17 protein-coding genes and 1 pseudogene are annotated in these 19,075 nt (G+C 72.4%); 7 read left to right on the top strand and 11 right to left on the bottom strand.

Annotated features, from left to right (window positions below; genetic code table 11):
* Positions 1-368 (bottom strand): annotated as a pseudogene (locus ABH928_RS28075) (electron transfer flavoprotein subunit beta); the annotation flags it as partial.
* Between the two features lie 359 nt (positions 369-727).
* Here ABH928_RS28075 and ABH928_RS28070 point away from each other — a divergent pair.
* Positions 728-1,486, top strand: coding sequence for a lysophospholipid acyltransferase family protein (locus ABH928_RS28070; RefSeq protein WP_370071399.1), 759 nt, complete (start codon positions 728-730; stop codon positions 1,484-1,486).
* 191 nt (positions 1,487-1,677) lie between these two features.
* Here the strand turns inward: ABH928_RS28070 and ABH928_RS28065 are convergent, their stop codons facing one another.
* The 7 genes from ABH928_RS28065 to ABH928_RS28035 all read right to left on the bottom strand — a co-directional run bounded on the left by ABH928_RS28065 (position 1,678) and on the right by ABH928_RS28035 (position 8,021).
* The gene (locus ABH928_RS28065; RefSeq protein ID WP_370071398.1) at positions 1,678-2,328 is read right to left on the bottom strand and encodes an ATP/GTP-binding protein; all 651 of its coding nucleotides are present in this window, start codon (positions 2,326-2,328) and stop codon (positions 1,678-1,680) included.
* Positions 2,309-2,737: a DUF742 domain-containing protein gene (locus tag ABH928_RS28060; protein WP_370071397.1), complete on the bottom strand. Its 429-nt coding sequence runs from the start codon at positions 2,735-2,737 to the stop codon at positions 2,309-2,311. The genes ABH928_RS28065 and ABH928_RS28060 overlap by 20 nt, the downstream gene beginning before the upstream one ends.
* A 5-nt stretch (positions 2,738-2,742) precedes the next feature.
* A complete protein-coding gene (locus ABH928_RS28055; protein WP_370071396.1) occupies positions 2,743-3,171 on the bottom strand; it encodes a roadblock/LC7 domain-containing protein in 429 nt (142 codons plus the stop codon).
* The gene (locus ABH928_RS28050; RefSeq protein WP_370071395.1) at positions 3,137-5,920 is read right to left on the bottom strand and encodes a nitrate- and nitrite sensing domain-containing protein; all 2,784 of its coding nucleotides are present in this window, start codon (positions 5,918-5,920) and stop codon (positions 3,137-3,139) included. Before ABH928_RS28050 ends, ABH928_RS28055 begins: the two co-directional genes overlap by 35 nt.
* A 41-nt stretch (positions 5,921-5,961) precedes the next feature.
* A complete protein-coding gene (locus tag ABH928_RS28045; protein ID WP_370071408.1) occupies positions 5,962-6,741 on the bottom strand; it encodes an MHYT domain-containing protein in 780 nt (259 codons plus the stop codon).
* A gap of 169 nt (positions 6,742-6,910) precedes the next feature.
* The gene (locus tag ABH928_RS28040) at positions 6,911-7,624 is read right to left on the bottom strand and encodes a hypothetical protein (protein WP_370071394.1); all 714 of its coding nucleotides are present in this window, start codon (positions 7,622-7,624) and stop codon (positions 6,911-6,913) included.
* Between the two features lie 100 nt (positions 7,625-7,724).
* Positions 7,725-8,021 (bottom strand): YiaA/YiaB family inner membrane protein, encoded by a 297-nt coding sequence (locus ABH928_RS28035; RefSeq protein WP_370071393.1) that lies wholly within the window; start codon positions 8,019-8,021, stop codon positions 7,725-7,727.
* Positions 8,022-8,115: 94 nt separating this feature from the next.
* Between ABH928_RS28035 and ABH928_RS28030 the strand changes: the two genes are divergently transcribed.
* Positions 8,116-8,910 carry a MerR family transcriptional regulator gene (locus ABH928_RS28030; RefSeq protein ID WP_370071392.1) on the top strand — a complete coding sequence of 265 codons (795 nt, stop codon included), beginning with the start codon at positions 8,116-8,118 and terminating at the stop codon, positions 8,908-8,910.
* 147 nt (positions 8,911-9,057) lie between these two features.
* Here the strand turns inward: ABH928_RS28030 and ABH928_RS28025 are convergent, their stop codons facing one another.
* Positions 9,058-9,927: a hypothetical protein gene (locus ABH928_RS28025; RefSeq protein ID WP_370071391.1), complete on the bottom strand. Its 870-nt coding sequence runs from the start codon at positions 9,925-9,927 to the stop codon at positions 9,058-9,060.
* Positions 9,928-10,064: 137 nt separating this feature from the next.
* Here ABH928_RS28025 and ABH928_RS28020 point away from each other — a divergent pair, with 137 nt between their 5' ends.
* Together ABH928_RS28020 and ABH928_RS28015 are read left to right on the top strand one after the other, a co-directional pair.
* Positions 10,065-11,636, top strand: a complete 1,572-nt coding sequence (locus tag ABH928_RS28020; protein WP_370071390.1) for an MFS transporter — start codon at positions 10,065-10,067, stop codon at positions 11,634-11,636.
* A gap of 150 nt (positions 11,637-11,786) precedes the next feature.
* Complete coding sequence (locus ABH928_RS28015; protein WP_370071389.1) at positions 11,787-12,167, top strand: hypothetical protein; 381 nt, start codon at positions 11,787-11,789, stop codon at positions 12,165-12,167.
* Positions 12,168-12,224: 57 nt separating this feature from the next.
* Here ABH928_RS28015 and ABH928_RS28010 read toward each other — a convergent pair whose 3' ends face one another.
* Entirely contained in the window at positions 12,225-13,106 is an 882-nt protein-coding gene (locus ABH928_RS28010; RefSeq protein WP_370071388.1) for an SDR family oxidoreductase, read from the bottom strand.
* Between the two features lie 83 nt (positions 13,107-13,189).
* Here ABH928_RS28010 and ABH928_RS28005 point away from each other — a divergent pair, with 83 nt between their 5' ends.
* The 3 genes from ABH928_RS28005 (at position 13,190) to ABH928_RS27995 (ending at position 18,133) form a co-directional block, all read left to right on the top strand.
* Positions 13,190-13,771: a TetR/AcrR family transcriptional regulator gene (locus ABH928_RS28005; protein ID WP_370071387.1), complete on the top strand. Its 582-nt coding sequence runs from the start codon at positions 13,190-13,192 to the stop codon at positions 13,769-13,771.
* 160 nt (positions 13,772-13,931) lie between these two features.
* Positions 13,932-15,092 carry an exonuclease SbcCD subunit D gene (locus tag ABH928_RS28000; protein ID WP_370071386.1) on the top strand — a complete coding sequence of 387 codons (1,161 nt, stop codon included), beginning with the start codon at positions 13,932-13,934 and terminating at the stop codon, positions 15,090-15,092.
* Positions 15,092-18,133 carry an AAA family ATPase gene (locus ABH928_RS27995; RefSeq protein WP_370071385.1) on the top strand — a complete coding sequence of 1,014 codons (3,042 nt, stop codon included), beginning with the start codon at positions 15,092-15,094 and terminating at the stop codon, positions 18,131-18,133. The genes ABH928_RS28000 and ABH928_RS27995 overlap by 1 nt, the downstream gene beginning before the upstream one ends.
* 63 nt (positions 18,134-18,196) lie before the next feature.
* On the opposite strand, the gene ABH928_RS27990 is transcribed toward ABH928_RS27995, so the two are convergent.
* Positions 18,197-18,922 carry an MBL fold metallo-hydrolase gene (locus ABH928_RS27990; protein ID WP_370071384.1) on the bottom strand — a complete coding sequence of 242 codons (726 nt, stop codon included), beginning with the start codon at positions 18,920-18,922 and terminating at the stop codon, positions 18,197-18,199.
* Positions 18,923-19,075: the final 153 nt, after the last annotated feature.

The following is a 19,075-nucleotide window of genomic DNA, read 5'->3' as shown; positions in this document are numbered from 1 at the left end:
GTCGACGCCATCCCGCACACGACCAGGTCGAAACCGGTCTGCTCCACGGCCTTCGCCAGCACCAGCGAGGTCGCCATCACGTCCGAACCGTGAATATCCTCGTCATTGACGTGCACGGCCTTGTCCGCACCCATCGACAACGCCTTACGCAGCGCGTCCTTCGCGTCGTCACCACCCACGGTCACCACGGTCACCTCGGCGTCACCCGACGCCTCCTTGATCCGCAGCGCCTGCTCCACGCCGTACTCGTCCAGCTCGGACAACAGGCCGTCCACACCGTCACGGTCGGTCGTGAAATCCTCCGCGAACCGCCGCTCACCAGTCGCGTCGGGCACGTACTTCACACAGACAACGATCCTCAAGCTCACGACCTGTCTCCTGTACTGGTCACGTTGTTACTGCCAGGTAGCTTACGCCCTGCCGCGCGCCGACGAGAGGACACCCACCCTTGAGTGCTGTTCGAGGCCCATACTCCCCCACCGCGCCGAGAAGGGAATGCCGAGGGTGGCGCAACCACCTGTGACATCGACCCTATTGACCCTCGGTTGACCACCAATCGATCACCGATTGACCACCGCCGACAACGGTCCGGATGTGACGACAATCTCCCGCCCCGGCCTGCTCCCTACGTGACACGAGGTGCCCCAAAGGGGCACCATCTGACGTCAGCAACTTACGCTGACGTAACCGTAGGCTCGGGCACAGGCCCGCTGACGTTGGGCTGACTGTGGCAGATCTGGTGTACCCGCCGGTCATCGGGGCGGCGCTGACCGCATTCCGCGCGCTGGACCTCAAGATCGAGATCGTCGGCGCGGAGAACGTACCGCGCCAGGGCGGGGCCGTGCTGGTCAGCAACCACATCAGCTACCTCGACTTCCTCTTCGCCGGGCTCGGCGCGTTCAAGTCCGGCCGGCGCATGACCCGCTTCATGGCCAAGGACGACGTCTTCAAGCACCGGATCTCCGGCCCGCTGATGCGCGGCATGAAGCACATCTCGGTGGACCGCTCGGACGGCCAGCCCGCCTACGACGAGGCCGTTCGGGCGCTGCGCGCGGGCGAGGTCGTCGGCGTGTTCCCCGAGGCGACGATCAGCCGGTCGTTCATGCTGAAGAAGTTCAAGACGGGCGCGGCGCGGATGGCCGCCGACGCGCAGGTCCCGATGCTGCCGATGGCTCTGTGGGGCACCCAGCGGCTGTGGACCAAGGGCCGCCCGAAGAACCTGACGCGCCGCCACACCCCCGTCGCCATCTACATCGGCGAGCCGATCACCCTGTCCGAGAAGGACCGCCCGGTCATGGTCACCCGCCGCCTCCGCGCGGCCATGACCGACCTCCTCGAGCGCGCCCAGCGTGCCTACCCCGACCAGCCCTCCGGCCCCGACGACCGCTGGTGGCTCCCCGCAGCCCTCGGCGGCACGGCGCCGACCCCCGAGGTCGCGGAGGCGGAGGACGAGGCGGCCGCTGCACGCCGGGCGGAAGACGCCTGATTTTCTATCGCGCCGCAGTTGCACCGCCATTGCGGTTGCCAGGTGCGGAAGTTGCACTACCCATGGGCGCGGGGAACTGCGCGAGACACCACTGATGAGCGGATGGCCCTGCTCGATCCGGGCTCTACCGCACAGGGTGGCTTGTCGCGCAGTTCCCCGCGCCCCTCATATTGCAGCTGCCTGGTTGTCGCTCAGCGGAGCATCCGCGCCGCGTGCAGGCGGCTGGCGTGTTCGACCAGGGCGATGAGGACCTTCTTGCCCGAGTCGCGCTCGCGTGCGTCGCACAGCAGGACGGGGGTCTCGGCCTCCAGGTCGAGGGCGTCGCCGACCATTTCGACGGCGTGGCGGCGGGCGCCGCTGAAGCAGTTGACGGCGACGACGAAGGGGATGCCGCGGCGTTCGAAGTAGTCCACGGACGGGAAGCAGTCCTCCAGGCGGCGGGTGTCCGCCAGGACGACTGCGCCCAGGGCGCCGTGGGCCAGTTCGTCCCAGAGGAACCAGAAGCGGTCCTGGCCGGGCGTGCCGAACAGGTACAGCGAGAGTCCGTCGCGGATGGTGATCCGGCCGAAGTCCATGGCCACCGTCGTCGTGGTCTTCTGCTCGACGCCGCCGAGGTCGTCCACGCCGCGGCCGGCCTCCGTCAGGAGTTCCTCGGTACGCAGCGGGCGAATCTCGCTCACCGCGCCGACCAGCGTGGTCTTGCCGACACCGAAGCCGCCCGCGACAAGGATCTTCAGGGCGAGGGCGGGATCGTCGGGCGGCTCTTGAGCGTCGTGCTGGGCGTCGTGGTGAGCGTGCGTCTTGGTAGGGGTGGGGACGGCGTCAGAGTGCACGGAGGCCATTGATCACTTCTCGCAGGATGCGCTCGTCGGGGAGCATGGCGGGAGGAACGGGGCGGCTGACGCGGATCAGACCCGCGTCCAGGAGGTCGCCGAGCAGGACGCGGACCACGCCGACCGGGAGGTCGAGGTCGGCGGCGATCTCGGCCACGGACTGCGGGCGGTAGCGGCACAGACTCAGGATCGCGACGGACTCGGGCGCGAGGCCGGGTTCGGAGCCGTACGGGCCGTCCCCGGCGTAGGGGGCGTCCGCGCCGTACGGGGTGTCCGCGCTGTACGGGGTGTCGGCGACGACCATCGCGATCAGGTCGAAGACCTCGCTGGCCGGCCTGGTCCGGCCCTTGGTCAGGGCGTAGAGGCGGACCATCGGGCCCGCCTCCTCGTCGAACCAGTTGGGATCGTTCGGATCCATCACTCTCATCCCGCTGACGGCGAGTCCGCCGCGGTGCGCGGCGGCGTGTACAGGTGCTCGCCCACCCGGCGGACCAGGCGGGCCATCTCATAGGCGATCAGGCCGATGTCGGAGTCCGCGCCCGCGAAGACGGCCAGGCAGGTTCCGTCCCCGGCCGCGACGACGAAGAGGAAGCCGCCGTCAAGTTCGACCATGGTCTGCCGGACGTCGCCCGCGTCGAAGTGGCGGCCTGCGCCCTTGGCCAGGCTGTGGAAGCCGGAGGCCACGGCCGCGAGGTGGTCACCGTCCTCCCGGCTCAGCCCGGCGGAGACGCCCAGCGCCAGACCGTCGCGGGAGAGCACGACGGCGTGGCGCACCTGGGCGACGCGGGAAACCAGCTCGTCGAGGAGCCAGTTGAGCTCACCGGTGGGGGTCGGATTGGTCGTCGCGGCCATCTGCGGCCTTCCTCTCGAAGTCTGGTTCCTGGATCTTCAGATGGCGGGTCGGTCCGTTCATCGCCGGTCCGTTTGCCGCCGCGCCGCGACCACGGGTCCAGCCGTCGCGCAGCGCGGACATGGTGGCCCTGGCCTGCTCGGGGCTGCGTTCCGGCGTGCCGTCGGAGCGGTCGGGCGCCCGGTGTGTCTCGGTCGGCGCTTCGCGCAGCTGCACGGCGAGGCTGGCCTGCCGGACCCGTCGCGGAAGCTCGTCGCCGTTGCGGCGCAGCGGGGTCGGGGCGGGGACGGCCTCGGCTCGGTCAGGCCCAGGCTGGCCGGGCGCGATCCGGTCGGGCGCCACCTGCCGGTCCCTCCGCGGGTGCTGACGATGCGGCAGGCTCGACGGGCCTTGCCCGTGCTGCGGCGCATGGGCGGTCTCGGCAGCCTCGGCGGTCGGCGCCGACCTGCGCTGCGCCGGGGGTCGCGTCGGAGGCCCGGTCGGAGGCCGGGTCGGCAGTACGGTCCCCGCCTGCGCGGACGGCACTCGCACAGGCGGCGCTGTCGGCACAGGCGGAACAGTCGGCACAGGCGGAACGCTCGGTCGGGGCGGAGCCGCCAGCGGCGGGAGGTCGAGCTCGGCGTCGATCGGCGGCGCGGTGACGATCGCCGGACCGCCCGCGTCCCGCTGGCGTTGGCGGCCGGTCTCCAGCAGCGCGTTCGGGAGCAGCACGACGGCCGTCGTCCCCCCGTACGCGGACGGCCGCAGGCTGACCCGGACGCCGTGGCGGCGGGCCAGGCGGCTGACCACGAAGAGGCCGAGCCGGTCGCTGTCGAAGAGGTCCGCCTGCTGGGCGTCGGCGATCTTGCGGTTGGCGTCGCCGACGGCGTCCTTGCCCATGCCGAGGCCGCGGTCCTCGATCTCCACCGCGTAGCCGGTGCCGACCTGTTCGCCGGTGACCTGGACCCGGGTGTGCGGGGGCGAGAACGCGGTGGCGTTCTCCACCAGTTCGGCCAGCAGGTGGGTGAGGTCGGCCACCGCCGCGCCGACCACCGAGACCCCCGGCAGGGCGCGGACGTCCACCCTGGCGTAGTCCTCGACCTCGGCCACGGCCGAGCGGACCACGTCCAGCAGCGGGACCGGCTTGCGCCAGGCGCGGCCGGGCGTGGCGCCGGAGAGGATGATCAGGCCCTCGGCGTGGCGGCGCATCCGGGTGGTGAGGTGGTCGAGCCGGAACAGGTCCTCCAGCTCGGCCGGGTCCTCGGTGCGGCGCTCCATCACGTCCAGCAGGATCAGCTGACGGTGCACCAGCACCTGGCTGCGTCGCGCCAGGTTGACGAAGACGCCGGAGACGCCCGACAGCACCTCCGCGCGTTCGACGGCGGCGGTGAGCGCGGCGCGCTGGACGGTGTTGAGCGCCTCGCCGACCTGGCCGATCTCGTCGTCGCCGGGCTCGATCACGGGGGCCTCGGACTCGATGTCGAGCTCCTCCCCCGCGCGCAGCCGCCGCATCGCGTCGGGCAGCCGGCGTCCGGCCAGCTCCAGCGCGGAGTTGCGCAGGCCGACCAGCTCGACCACCAGGCCGCGGCCGATCCGCACCGAGATGATGAGCGAGAGCGAGACTGCGGCCAGACCGAGGACGACGGCCAGGCCGTTCTTGCTCAGCAGCCCGAGATAGGGGTCGTTCTGGGCTCCGGTCGCGGTCTCACGCGCCTGGGTGAGCACGGTGTCGAGCTGCTGCTCGACCCCGGTCGCGGTGGCGGTCCACCCCGCGCCGGCGGCCTGCACGGCGCGGGTTCCGCCGCCGCTGACCCGGACCGCGTCCTCCAGTTGGGCCAGCGCCACGGCCTGCTGACCCGCCGTCACCTGCTGGAAGGCGGCGCTGTCGGTCGCCGCCAGGTCCGGCGCGGCGGTCTGTGTCAGCGCCTGGCGCGCGTAGCGGGCGCCGACGAACTCCTGGTACTGGTCCGCCGTCATCCGGCCCTGCGCCTGGGCCGCCTGGACGGCGGCGTCCTCGCGGGTCAGCATGTCGCGGGCCTGGGAGAGCTCCAGCAGCACCCGCGCGTCGGAGGCGGCCGAACCGTTCTGCGCGCCGGTGATCGCCCCGGTGACGCTGCTGAGCGAGCCGACGACGCCGAAGCCGCTGTCGATCACGCCCGTGTAGGACGTCGACGCATCCGGCCAGCTCAGCTGACCGCCGGTCACCCGGTCGCGGAGCTGCTGGAGCGAGGCGGTGGCAGTGTCGAGCGCGCCGATCCGGGAGACCAGGGTCGCGGACAGGCCGCTGGCTGCGTCCTCGCCGCGCAGCACGTCCTGGTTCATCGTGCCGACCGCCATGTCGGAGAGGTGCTGCCTGCCCTGGTAGGTGGCCAGTCGGTCCGCTGCGGGCGCGGCCAGGTAGGCGAGCGCGGCGGTGCGTTCGGCCTGGACCGCGTCGACGGTGGCGCCGATCGGGGCGAGCAGGGTCTGGTCGACCTGCTTGAGCTGGATCAGCTCGTCGACGGACTGCGCGGTGGTGACGGTCGCGAAGGCCCAGAGCGCGAGCAGGGAGACGACGGGGACCATCAGCAGCGAGATGATCCTGGCGCGGACGGTCCGCGGTCGCAGCCGCACCGAGACGGTCAGCGGGCGGGACCGGTAGCCGGACGGGCGGTGCGCCGCGCCCAGCCCCTCGTCGGCGGGGCGACCGGCATGGGCGGGGCGCGGACGGGTGCGGTTCGCGCCGTCGGGGTTCTTGGCCGCCCTGGGAGGCTCGGGAGCCTTGGAAGTCATGGAAGTCTTGGGAGACTTGGGAGGCTCTGGGGACGCTGCGGTCATCGGGTCACCGCCGGGAGTTGGCGCAGGCCTTCGGCGCTGGCGTTGGCGGCACGTTCCTGTGCGGTGGGCGAGAGCGCGACGAACGCGGACGTCAGGAAAAGGTACGAGCCCAGGCCCACCGCGAGCGGGAAGATGAACTGCATCAGCGACGCGCCCGGCAGCGGGGTGTTGGACGGGTGCACCTGCACGCTGACCGCGCGCATCCCGGTGTAGTGCATCGAACTGACGGCCAGACCCATCACCATCGCCGCTCCGGCCGCCGCCAGCGGGCCGCTGACGTTCAGTCCGGCCCACAGCGCGGCCGTCGACGCGACCACGGCGATCACGACGGAGAGCGCCACCGTGGTCGGGTCGTAGTGCAGGGTGCCGTGCAGGTCGAGGGCCATCATGCCCAGGTAGTGCATGGCCGCCACGCCGAAACCGGTGGTGACCCCGCCGGCCAGCAGCGAGCGCCACTTGTGCGTGCCGTAACCGACGGCGAAGAGCCCGAAACCGACGAAGGCCATCGCACTGGCCAGGCTGAGCACCGTCAGCGGGACGTTGAAGCGGATGTCGGTCCCGGTGACGGTGAAGCCGAGCATCCCGATGAAGTGCATCGTCCAGATGCCCGCGCCGATCGCCGAGGCGGCGGTCAGCAGCCAGTTGCGCTTGGACCGCCCGGTCGCGGCGACCGCGCGGACGGTGCAGCGCAGCCCTAAGGCGGAGCCGAGGACCGCCATCAGATACGACAGGATCGGCGTGAGCCAGCCGTAGCCCAGCTCGGTCATGCTCCCCATGGCGCCCATGCGGCGGCCCTCCGTGCCCTCCGTGGTCCGGCAGAGGTCACGGACGCTATTCCGCGGTTCACTCGAAATCGCGGACATGGGCAAAAGCCCGGCGGGGAAGGGCGGGGTGTGCTGGACTAATGGGGCTTGTGCCCACCGGGCCCCAACACGTTCCTACCGCCTACTGCAGCACGTTGACGGCGCGGGCGATGATCAGCGCCAGGGCCAGCAGCGAGATCATCGACTGAGAGGCCATCAGCAGCTTCGCCCAGCGGGAGAGCGGCATGGTGTCGGTGGGGCTGAACGCGGTCGCGTTCGTGAAGGCAACGTAGAGGTAGTCGGCGTACTCCGGCTCCCAGTCGGGCGGCGCTATCCCCTGCTGCTGCATCTGCGGGAAGAGCAGGTCGGGGTACTGGTGCGTGCCCGCCGCCCGGGCCAACGGGCCGCCGCGGTCCCACTCCCAGTACCAGAGGCTGAAGGCGATGATGTTGGTCAGCCAGACGCCCGCGCCCGTCATCAGCAGCTGCACCGGGGTGAACCCGTGCGAGCCCTGGATCAGATCCCGGCCGAGCAGCACCGCGGACCACCCGTTGGCCAGGCTGACCGCTGCGGCCAGCAGCAGGCCGAGCACGCGCACGGCTCGCGACTGCTTGGCGATGCGCCGGTGCGGGTTGACCACGACCAGTGCCACTATCAGCGCGGCCTCCAGCACGGGCAGCAGCCAGTGCGGGTGGATCGTGAGCCGCTCCGGCAGCATCCACTGGATGACGATGGCCACGAGCAGCGCCGCGGTCACGCCCCAGCGCTGCTCGCCCTCGGTCCGCCGCAGCCACGCGGGGAGGGCGTCGGCGGGGGCGGACGTGTGGTGATCGTTCGGCTCGATGTGCTCTGTCACGGCGGACATTCTGCCGGGCACCGGTAAGGACGCCTCAACACCGACGCGTCGGACAGGCGGTGCGCGTCAGTATGCGGTGCACGTCAGTAGGCAGTGCACGTCAGGACGCGTCCACCCGGAACGGGTCGTGCTCGGCGAGGAGCTTGTCCAACCTGGCCTGGTCGACGCGGCTGCTGTAGCGGCCCTCGTCCTGGCGGTCGCGGACGACCTTGGCCAGGGTGAAGGCGGAGGTGACGACGTAGAGGAGCCCCAGCGCGAGGAACGCCCGCTCCCACGCGTCGGTGTGCAGGTAGGCGATGCCGAGACCCATCGCCGCCAGCGAGGCCGTGAAGGAGATCACGGCCTGGACGGAGTAAGCGCTGGTCGTGCCCGGTCTGACGGGCGGAGTGTTGGCCATGTCGGCAGAATGCGCGCCACGAACCCGACGCGCATGAGTACGCGTACTCAAAGGAGCATGATCCACAGGCGTCCGGATCGCTACTCTCGACCACGTGAACGAGAGCGGAACCTCCCACCCACGCGAGCCCCACGAGTACTGCGAGCCCCGCGAGTACCGCACCGAGGAGCTGGCCCGCGAGGCGGGCATTCCGGTGCGAACCCTCCGCTTCTACCGGGAACGCCGGCTTCTTCCGCCGCCCCGCCGCGAGGGCCGGATCGCCTGGTACAACGAGGACCATCTGGCCCGACTCCGGGTCATCGCCGACCTGTTGGAGCGCGGGCACACGCTCGGCGGCATCGCCGAACTGCTGGCGGCGTGGGAATCCGGCCAGGACGTCGCCGAGTTGCTCGGCCTGCGGGCCGCGATCGCCGAGCCCTGGTCGCAGGAGACCGAGGTCCCGTTGACCCGCGAGCAGCTGCTCGCCAACTTCCCGGAGGAGGAGGCCGAGGCCGCGCTGACCACGTCGCTCGAGCTGGGTTACCTCAGGCCGCAGGGCGAGGACGCCTACGTCCACGTCAGCCGCCGCCTGCTGGACGCCTCCGCGGCGCTGGTCGGCGAGGGCGTGCCGCTCGCCGCGGTCCTCACCACCGCGCGTGGGGTCCGCGCCAGCGCCGACGCCCTCGCCGACCAGTTCGTCGACCTGATCGTCGACCAGCTGCTCTCCGGCCTCGACGACCCCCTCCCGCCGGGCGAACCCACCCGCCTCGCCGACGCCCTCACCCGCTTGCGCGGCGTGGCGCGCACCGTCGTGGACGTCGAGTTCTCCCTCGCGATGGACCGCCGCGTCCAACGCGAGGTGAAGCGGATCTCGCCGCGCTTGGCGGAGGGGTTGGGCGCGGGAGACTGAGCGGTCGACGCTGCGCCCCCGCAGGTAGTTGCACCTCCAGGGCCAGCGAAGGCCCAGCGCGTCGCGCCGGCTCGGCGGAGCCGCACATCAGCCCGGCTCGGCGGAGCCGCACATCAGCAGGGCCCCCGCGCCCGTGGGTGGTGCGACTCACTCCGCAGGAAAAGCCTCCGGCCCGCCCCTGCGGAGGTAGCGCTCCATGACAGTCGCGCTCCAGGGCCGGACCAGCTCGTGCAGGCGACGCGTGCGGTCCCAGCCCAACGCCTGCCAGGGCGCCAGCCCCAGGCGGTCCGTCAGATCCTCGATCTCCTCGCGGATCTCGCGTCCGCGCAGGGTCAGTTCGCCGTCCTCCGTCAGCAGGCCGCGGTCGTGGAGGCGTTGCTCCGCCGCCTCCCACTCCGCGTCGGTCCAGCCGCGGCGCGGCTGGATGGAGGCGCGGCTCTCGTGGCCGGTCGCGACCGCGTTCACCAGGACCTCGACGGCGTCCAGGCCGGAGGCCAGCAGCGCGGTGTTGTGGCCGTCACCGCGCCACTCGCGGAACGTGGTGATCGACTGCCACAGCGCCAGGTGCGGCGCGTCCGGCAGCGGCAGCGCGGCGTTCGCCGCACCCAGCGGGCGGCCCGCCGGGCGGCAGGCCTGCGCGGCCTCCGTGGCAAGCTCCGCCGCCTCTGCCATGTCCGCGGAGGCCAGCACCTCCTCGCCCAGCACGTCGCGCAGCGCGGCGTCGGTCGCCTCCAGTCGCAGGGCGAGCAGCTTGTCAGGGGCTGCGGCGGCGCGGACCGCCGCCATCCACCGGGCGACCATGGCGGGCTCGAAGTGGTAGAAGATCGCCTCCACCAGGCCCTCCGACGCCGCGCCCAGCGGGGCCGAGCGGCCGGCGAAGTAGGCGCCCCACCGGTCCAGGCCGACCTTGTCGAACACCGGGACCGAGGCCGGGCTGAAGATCAGGGCGGCGTGGTACGCGTCCAGGCAGTCGCGCATCGCGCGGGCCGCACGCAGGTCGAAAGGTCGAGTCGTCATCGCGACAGCGTAGAGCCGGGGTGCCCCTCCGGTGAAGAGGTTGACTAACTAAACCTTTCTCGCCTAAAGTTTCGACAGATTTACTTCATGCTCTCAAGTATCCACACACTGAAACACCTGGCGAAGGACCCGCTCCGATGAGCAGCACTCCCCTCTCCCCCCGTCGCGGGAGCACCCCGCTGATCCTGGCCCTGGGCCTGGCGGCCATGGTCGTCTCCATGGCCCAGACCCAGGTCGTGCCGATCCTGGCGCTGCTCGGCAACGACCTGCACGCGTCCAGCGCGGGCGTCAGCTGGGTGACAACGGCCACTCTGCTCTCCGCCGCCGTCTTCACCCCGCTGCTCGGGCGGGTCGGCGACCTGTACGGCAAGAAGCAGACGCTCGTCGCCGTGCTCGCGGTGATGGTCGCGGGCTCGCTGCTGGCCGCCACGACCACCTCGCTGACGCTGCTGATCGTCGGGCGGGTGCTGCAGGGCTCGGCCACCGCGATCTTCCCGCTGGCACTGTCGATCATCCGCGACCAGGTGCCGCACGAGAAGCTGCACGGCGCGATGGCGCTGGTCAGCAGCACGCTGGCGTTCGGCTCCGGCCTCTCGCTGGTGATCACCGGCCTGCTCACCCAGGGCCACAACCCCAACTACCACTCGGTCTTCTGGGTCTCCACCGGCCTGTCGCTGCTCGCGCTGATCGCCGTCGTCTTCCTCGTCCCCAACCGCGGGCACGCCACCGGCGGGCGGATCGACTACCTCGGCACGGTCACCCTGGCCGGGTTCCTGGTCCTGCTGCTGCTCGGCATCTCGCAGGGCCACGAATGGGGCTGGTCGTCCGGCTCGATCATCGGCTGCTTCGCGGGCGCGATGGTCATGGCGGTCGTGTGGGTGCTGGTCGAACGCAAGGTCGCCGCACCGCTGGTGGACATGCGGATGTTCGCCCACCGTCAGGTCGCCTTCACCAACGCCGCCGGACTCTTCGTCGGTTTCGCCTCCTTCGCGCAGTTCATCGGCATCTCGTACCTGGTCCAGATGCCGCATCAGCTGACCGGCTACGGCTTCACCGCCTCGGTGCTGCGCGCCTCGGTCGAGTACCTGCTGCCGAGTTCGCTGATCGCGCTGATCGCCGCCCCGATCGGCGGCGTGCTGGTGCGGAAGATCAGCGCGCGCGGCACTCTCGCGGTGGGCGCGGTCTTCGGCGCGGCCGGCTTCGCCTGGCTCGCGTTCGGGCACGGCAGCAGCACCGGCGTGATCCTGGCCGGACTGCTGACCGGTACGGCGATCGCCTTCGGCTACGCCTCGATGCCGGCGCTGATCGCCGCCAGCGTGCCGCTGGAGCAGACCGGCATCGCCAACGGGATCAACTCCATCTCCCGGTCCGTCGGCAGCTCCGTCGCCTCGGCGGTGGTGACCTCGCTGCTGGCCTCCAAGCTGATCCACGGGCTGCCGCCAGGCGTGCCGCCGCTGCCGCAGGAGAGCCAGTTCACCACGAGCTTCGTGATCGGCATGGCGGCCATGGTGCTCACCGTCCCGGTGGCACTGATCGGCCTGAGCCGGCACCACCGACCGCTGACCACCGTTACAGCATCGTCAATTCCGGCCAAGGACGCGGCGAACACTTCGACCGCAGCCGTCACGGACGCCGTTGCCGCCGAGGCCCTCGCGCCGGTCGCGGACGGAGCGGAGGCCCCCGCCGAGGCGTTGGCCGAGCGGGACTGACCTGCTGTTTTGCGCCCGCCCTGGACCCGGCATTCCCTGCCGGGCCCCGGGCGGGTATCTTTGCGCCGCCACATGACCGGCTCACGTCACAAGGTGCACATCACCTGTCTCCTCTTACTTCGCGATCATCGGATGAGTAGCCTCTCCCCCGTGCCTGCACTCCCGGATGCCCCGACCGCGGTCGGCAGCTTCGCCGCGATCTGGAGTCGCGCGCTCTATCCGTCCGCGCGGAGCGGGCTGACGCGCGATCAGTTGACGCTGCTGCTGACCCCGCTCGCGGGGCAGCTGCGCGACGCCCTGCACCAGGACCGGTTCGACCCGCGCCCGGCCCGGGCCATCGGCTCGCAACTGGTCCGCAGCCACTCCGACGAGCCCGATGCCCTCGCCCAGACCCTGGGCGTCCTCGACGCCTACCTGCTGCTCTACTTCCCTCCGCCGAAGGAGTTCTCCGGCCCCATCGCCCGCGCCCGCTCGGCCCGCCTCCAACACGCCGTCGCGGCAGGCTTCGTGGAAGCGCTGCGGAACGGCTGACGCGCTTCAGCGGCCGCCGGTCGGTCCGGTGGTCGTCTCAGGCCGTCTCAGGTCGTCTCAGGCTTCGATGTTCTCCAGGTCGTCGAGCAGGCTCGGGTGCGTCGGCTCCCAGCCGAGAGCGGTGCGGGTGCGACCGCTGGATGAGGGCTGGTCGGTCGCGAAGATCGGGCCGAGCGGACCGAAACGGTCCTGCGGCACCGACGTGACCGGGAGGTCGAGCCGCCGCCCGATGACCGCGGCGATGTCGCAGACCGCGTCACCCTCGTCGGCAACGGCGTGCCACGAGCTTCCCGCTGGTGCCTTCTCCAGCGCGAGGCGGAACAGGACGGCGGCGTCGAGCGCGTGGACGGCGGGCCAGCGCTGCGCGCCGTCCCCGGGGTAGCCCGCGACGCCGGTGCGCCGGGCGATGTCCGCGAGCAGCCCGGCGAACCCGCCCCGGCCCTGGTTGTGGACCGTGCGCGGCAGCCGTACCGCCGAGCTGCGCACGCCGCGTGAGGCGAGAGCGAGTGCGCGCGATACCGACTGACTGCGTCCGCCGACGGGTCCGTCGGTCGGCAGCGAGTCTTCCTCGGTCGATGCGCGTCCCGCCACGTGGGGCGTGCCGGACACGGTGACCAGCGGTCGATCCGTGCCGACGAGGGTGTCGCCGAGCGTCGCGAGCGCGGCACCCTCCTCGGCGACGGCCTTGGCAAGCGCCTCGGGCGAGCTGAAGTCGTTGCCGAAGGCGAGGTGGATGACGCCGTCTGCCCGTTCGGAGCCGGTTCGCAGCACCTCGAGGTCGGTGAGTCCGCCGCGCAGCACGTCGGCCCCGGCGGCTTGTGCGCTCGCCGCGGACGCGTCGGAGCGGGCGAGGGCGGTGACGGAGTGGCCTGCGGCGAGCAGTTCGGCGACGACGGCCGTGCCGATCAGGCCCGTTCCGCCGGTGATGAAGACGCGCATGGTGGACTCCCAGAGTGATGCGACTACTGTCCCATCACCGTACACCGCGATGCGACACATGTCGCATCATCTAGAATGGCCATATGCCCAGATGGAAGCCCGATGCCCGACAGCGCCTGGTGGTGGCGGCGCTCGGCCTGTTCGCCGAGCAGGGTTACGACGACACGACGGTCGCTCAGATCTCCGAGCGGGCGGGGCTCACCCGGAGCACGTTCTTCCGCCACTTCACCGACAAACGGGAGATCCTCACTACGGGTCAGAAGGCCCTCAGCCGCCTGCTGGCCGAGGGCATCGATGCCGCCCCAGCGGACGCGACACCGATGACGGCCGTCGCAGCCGGCCTGGAACGCGCATCGGGCGAGATGACATCGTTCAACCGCGAGCTCAGCCCGCTGCTGCACGCGGCCGTCGAGGCGAACGAGGAGCTGCAGGAGCGCAACGCGCTGAAGAGCATCGGCATGGCCGCGGCCATGGTCGACGCGTTGCAGCGACGGGGCGTCCCGGAACCCGTAGCGCACGTGGCCGCCGAACTCGGCGTGCTCGCGTTCAGGCTCGGATTCAGCCGGTGGGCCGACCCCAGTCGCGACGAGGACCCCGGCGAACTGGCCCCGCACACCGGAGCCGCATTCGACGAACTGCGCGCGGCAGCCGCAGACCTGCACTGAGGGGCGGGACTGACCGGAGTTGTCAGTGGCACCTGTGATACTCGGTGCGGGTTGTGCGAAGCCGGGATGTGCCGACGTGCCGGTCCTCGCGTGACCCGTCCGGATCCGGTGCTGACTCGATGGTGTGGAGCGTGGCAAAGATGCAGGTGGGGGCGCCGGCGTGAGATTTCTGCACACCTCCGACTGGCACCTGGGCAGGTCGCTGCACCGGGAGAACCTGCTGCCCGCGCAGCGTGCCTTCCTGGAGCACCTCGTCCGCACCGCCGAGGCGGAGTCCGTCGACGCCGTGCTCGTGGCGGGTGACGTCCACGACCGGGCGGTGCCGAGTCTCGGGGCGGTCGAGCTGTTCGACGAGGTGCTGCACAAGCTGGCCGCGCTCGGCATCCCGGTGGTGCTGATCAGCGGGAACCACGACAGCGCGCAGCGGCTCGGGATCGGCGCGGGCTTGATCGCTCGCGCCGGGGTCCACCTGCGGACCGACCCGGACGCGGTCGCCGAGCCGGTGCTGCTGCGGGACGAGCACGGCGAGGTCGCCGTCTACGGCCTGCCCTACCTGGAGCCCGCGCTGGTCGGGCGGCGGGTCGGGGCCGAGGAGGTCAGCCACGCCGCCGTGCTCGGCGCGGCGATGGACGCGGTCCGCGCGGACCTGGCAGACCGTCGACAGGCACAACGCGGCTGCCGGTCGGTGGTGCTGGCGCACGCGTTCGTCATCGGCGGCGAGGTCAGCGACAGCGAGCGGGACATCTCGGTCGGCGGCGTGCCGAGTGTGCCCGCGTCCGTCTTCGACGGCGTCGACTACGCGGCGCTGGGCCATCTGCACGGCTGCCAGACCGTCAACGAGCGGGTGCGCTACAGCGGTTCACCGCTCGCGTACTCCTTCTCGGAGGCCGACCACCGCAAGTCGATGTGGCTGGTCGATCTCGGCCCGCGGGGCGAAGTCGCGGCCCGGCGCGTCGACTGCCCGGCGCCGCGCCGCCTGGTGCGGCTGCGCGGCGAGTTGCACGAGCTGCTCACCTCCCCCGACCACGACGACGTCGAGGACTGCTGGGTGCAGGCCACGCTGACGGACGCGGCGCGCCCGGCGCAGGCGATGGAGAAGCTGCGTCAGCGCTTCCCGCACACGCTCCAGCTGGCCTTCGAGCCGCAGAACCGCGCCGACGACGGCCTCGCCTCCTACGGCTCGCGCGTGCGTGGGCGGGACGACGGCGCGGTCGCGCTGGGCTTCGTCCGCCACGTGCGCGGCTCGGCGGCGAGCGAGTCGGAGTCGGCGCTGCTGGTCGCGGCGGTCGAGGCGGCGGCGCGGACCGAGGGGGACGACTGATGCGACTGCACCGGCTCACCGTCACGGCCTTCGGGCCCTTCGGCGGACGCGAGGAGGTGGACTTCGACGCGCTGGCCTCCGGCGGGCTCTTCCTGCTGGCGGGCCCGACGGGCGCGGGCAAGACGAGCGTGCTGGACGCCGTCTGCTTCGCCCTCTACGGCTCGGTCCCCGGCAGTCGTGGCCGGGCCCGCAGCCTGCGCAGCGACCACGCCGCGGCCGGGCAGCTGACCGAGGTCGAGCTCGAACTGACGCTGGGCGGCCGACGGTTGCGCATCCTGCGGCGCCCCGAGCAGCACCGGCCCAAGCGTCGCGGGGAGGGCAGCACGCCGGAGAAGGCGCAGACCCTGCTCAGTGAGTGGTCGGCCGAGCTCGACGAGTGGCGTCCGCGCAGCGGCTCGCACCAGGAGATCGGCGCGGAGCTGCAGCAGCTGATCGGCATGAGCCGGGACCAGTTCTGCCAGGTCGTGCTGCTGCCGCAGGGCGAGTTCGCCCGGTTCCTGCAGGCCAACGCGCAGGAGCGCAGGGAGCTGCTGGGCCGCCTCTTCGACACCGGCCGCTTCGGCGCGGTGGAGGCGTGGCTGACGGAGCGTCGGCAGCGCTGCGAGAAGGAGGCCCAGTCCGTCCAGGCCGACATCGCCGCCCGGGTGGAGCGCCTGTCCGAGGCTGCCGGGGAGCTCGCCCCGGCCGCTACCGTGCCCGAGGGGGTTCCGGCGCCGGACGAGGCGCTCGCCTGGGCGGCGGCGCTGCGCGAGGGTGCCGCGCTGCGGCAGGAGGTGGCGGAGGTCCGCCACACCCTGGTCGCCGAGCGCCGCGCGGCGGCGGACGAACGCCTGCGCGCGACACAGGAGCTGTTCGACCGTCAGCAACGCCACCGGCGTGCGCTGGACACGCGCGACGCCCTGGTCGCCGAGCAGCCCGCCCAGCAGGAGCGGGAGCAACGCCTCGCCCGCGCCGAGCGGGCCGCCACGGTCACCCCGCTGCTGCGCCGCCTGGCCGAGGCCGAGCGGGAGGCCGAGCGGGCCGCCACGGCCCGCGAGCGGGCGCTCAACGCGCTCAACGCGCTCACCGCGCTCCCGGCTGAGCTCCGCGACGCCGACGTTCGTGCCGCCGATGTGCGCGACGCCAACGTGCGTGCTGCGGATCTCCGCGCCAAGGAGCGCGAAGCGCTGGGCCGTACCGGGGAGTTGCGCGCCCTGCTCCAGGCCGAGCAGCGGCAGGCGGCGATCGTCCGCGAGGCGCAGCAGTTGGAGCGACGCGCTGCCGACGCCGAGGACGAGCGGTCCGAGGCCGAGGCCTGGCTCGCCGACGAGTGGCCGCGCGAACGCCAGGCCGCCCAGCGTCACGCGGAGGCCGCGCGCGAGGCGGCCACCGGCCGGGACGCGCTCGCCGAGCGGCTGCGTGCCGCCGCACAGCGGCTGGAGTCCGGTCAGCGCCGGGACGGGCTGTCCGCGCGGGTCGCCACGGGCGAGCGCGCGGTGGCCGGGCTGCGCGAGCAGCGGTCCGGCGCACAGGAGACCTGGCTGGAGCTGAAGCAGCGTCGGATCGAGGGCATGGCCGCCGAGTTGGCCGCCCGGTTGCAGCCGGGCGAGCCGTGCGCGGTCTGTGGGGCCACCGAACACCCGCGCCCCGCCGAGGCCGCGCCGGACCAGGTCACCCCCGAGGCGGAGCGGACGGCCGAGGCCGCCTACCGCGCGGCGGAGCAGCAGTTCCACGAGGCCGAGCAGCAGTTGGCGCGCCTCGCTGCCGACTCGGCCGCCGCTGAGGCCCTCGCCGACAGCCGCGCCACGGCCCAGCTGGCCCAGGAGGCCGAGACGCTGCGGCGCGAGCACGCCGACGCCGAGCGGGCCGAGGCCGCAGGTCTGGCCGCCGCACGGCAGTTGGAGCGGCTGGAGCGCGAGCACGAGCGGCGTTCGGCGGCGCTCTCGTCCGCACGCGAGACCCTGGCCGCCGCGGAGGAGGCACTCTCCCGGCTCACCGCCGAACGCGAGCAGCTCGACGTCCGGCTTGCCGAGGCCCGCGCAGGAGCGCCCTCGGTGGCGGCCCGGATCGCCGCGCTGGAGGCCCGGGGCGCGCTGCTGGGCCAGGCTGCCGAGGCGGTCACCGCCGCGTCCGCTGCGGCGGACGCGGCGTCAACGGCCCGTGCGGCGGCGGAGGAGGAGTGCACGGCGGTCGGTTTCCCGTCCCCTGCGGAGGCGCAGCACGCCGCGCTCGGCGCGGCCGAGGCGGACGCCCTGCGAGCGGCCGTCACGCGCCACGGCGAGGGCCTGGCCCGTACCCGCGCGGAGGCGGCGTCCCCGGAGCTCGTCGCCGCGGCGGCGCTGCCGGAGGCCGATCCCGCCGTCGACCAGGCGCGGGCGGCGGCAGTGGAGGCCGCGCTCTTCGACGCGCACGCCGCGCTGGAGAGCGCGACGCACCGGGTCGCCCAACTCGCCCGGCTCAGCGGGCAGCTGGTCGAGGACGTCACCCGCCTGCGCCCGTTCGCTGAGCGGCTGGCCACGGCGACGGAGCTGTCCCAGCTGGTCGCGGGCACGAGCCGGAGCAACGAGCTGCGGATGTCGCTGGAGAACTACGTGCTGGCCGCACGGCTGGAGCAGGTGGCCGCGTCGGCGGGCCTGCGACTGGCCGCGATGTCCGGCGGCCGGTACACCCTGGAGCACACCGACGCCCGCTCCCGCAACAACGCCCGCTCCGGGCTCGGCCTCCAGGTCCTGGACGCCTGGACCGGCCGCTACCGCGACACCTCGACCCTGTCCGGCGGCGAGTCCTTCTTCGCCTCCCTGGCCCTCGCGTTGGGCCTGGCCGACGTGGTGACGGACGAGGCGGGCGGCATGCCCCTGGACACCCTCTTCGTCGACGAGGGCTTCGGCTCGCTCGACGCGGACGCGCTGGAGGAGGTCATGTCCGTCCTCGACTCACTGCGCGAGCGGGACCGTGCGGTCGGCATCGTCAGCCACGTCTCGGAGCTGCGGGACCGGATCCCGAACCAGTTGCACGTCCGGAAGGGGCGAGCAGGGTCGCGGTTGAGCCAGACAGAGTGCTGAGCCAGGCGGGGTGTGTTCAGCCAGGCGGAGTAGAGCCACCTCTTCCAAGCGGGGGCCTAAGCGTCAGTCCGTCAGCGCCTCGACCACCGCCCGGAGTGCAACGTCAGCCCCGCCGACGATCGCGTCGCCGTGTCCGAAGCAGGCGACGTCGACGGAGTCGAGCTGCGGCAACCGCTTCAGCGACTCCCCCGCCTGCCTGCGGTTGACGTTGAAGATCCCGCGCATAGTGTGGCCCTCCACGTTGGCGACCGTGTCGCCGAGGAAGAGCACGCCGTGCTGCGGCAGGTGGTAGGCCGCGCTGCCCGGGGTGTGGCCCGGGAGGGCCACCACGCGGGTGCCACCGCCGACGTGGAGGGTGTCGCCTTCGTCCAGATCGGTGATCGCCTTGACGGGCGGCACGTCCGGCATGGGAGCCAGGTTGGCGTGGAACTCGCGCTCCCACTCCGGCGCGTCGGAGAGGTCCGGCGGGATCACCGGCTGCTCACCTCGGACGACCGCGGCGTCGAGGCGGTGGGCGAGAACCTCCACCCCGCCCCAGGCGGCCACCTCCGCCGCCGCGCCCGCGTGGTCGCGGTGGAAGTGGGTGAGCAGCAGCCGACGCACGTCGCCCGGATCGGCGCCGAGCTCACGCACGGCTGCCGCGATCCCGGGGCCGGAACCGGCGGGACCGGCGTCGATCAGGGTCAGCGTGCCGTCGTCGTCCCGCCAGACGAAGCCCTGACCCACCCAGAAGTTCAGCTGGTGCAGGCGACCCGGCAACAGCTCGACGATCTCGATGTCCGTCTCCATGACCTCACCGTAGGCCGGGGACGGTCCGCCTGGCCGGAATCGTTCGCCGACGGCGCAACGGGTGTTGCCTGGGGTGGAACGCGAAGAGGCCCCTGCCGCACGGGGGGACGGGAGGGGCCTCGGCACTCATGGTACGAGCTGTCGGACCGTCAA

This window comes from Streptacidiphilus sp. MAP5-3 (assembly GCF_041262505.1).
Classification (GTDB): domain Bacteria; phylum Actinomycetota; class Actinomycetes; order Streptomycetales; family Streptomycetaceae; genus Streptacidiphilus.
Note: the sequence above shows the minus strand (reverse complement) of the source record. Positions and strands in the feature narration are given on the sequence as shown.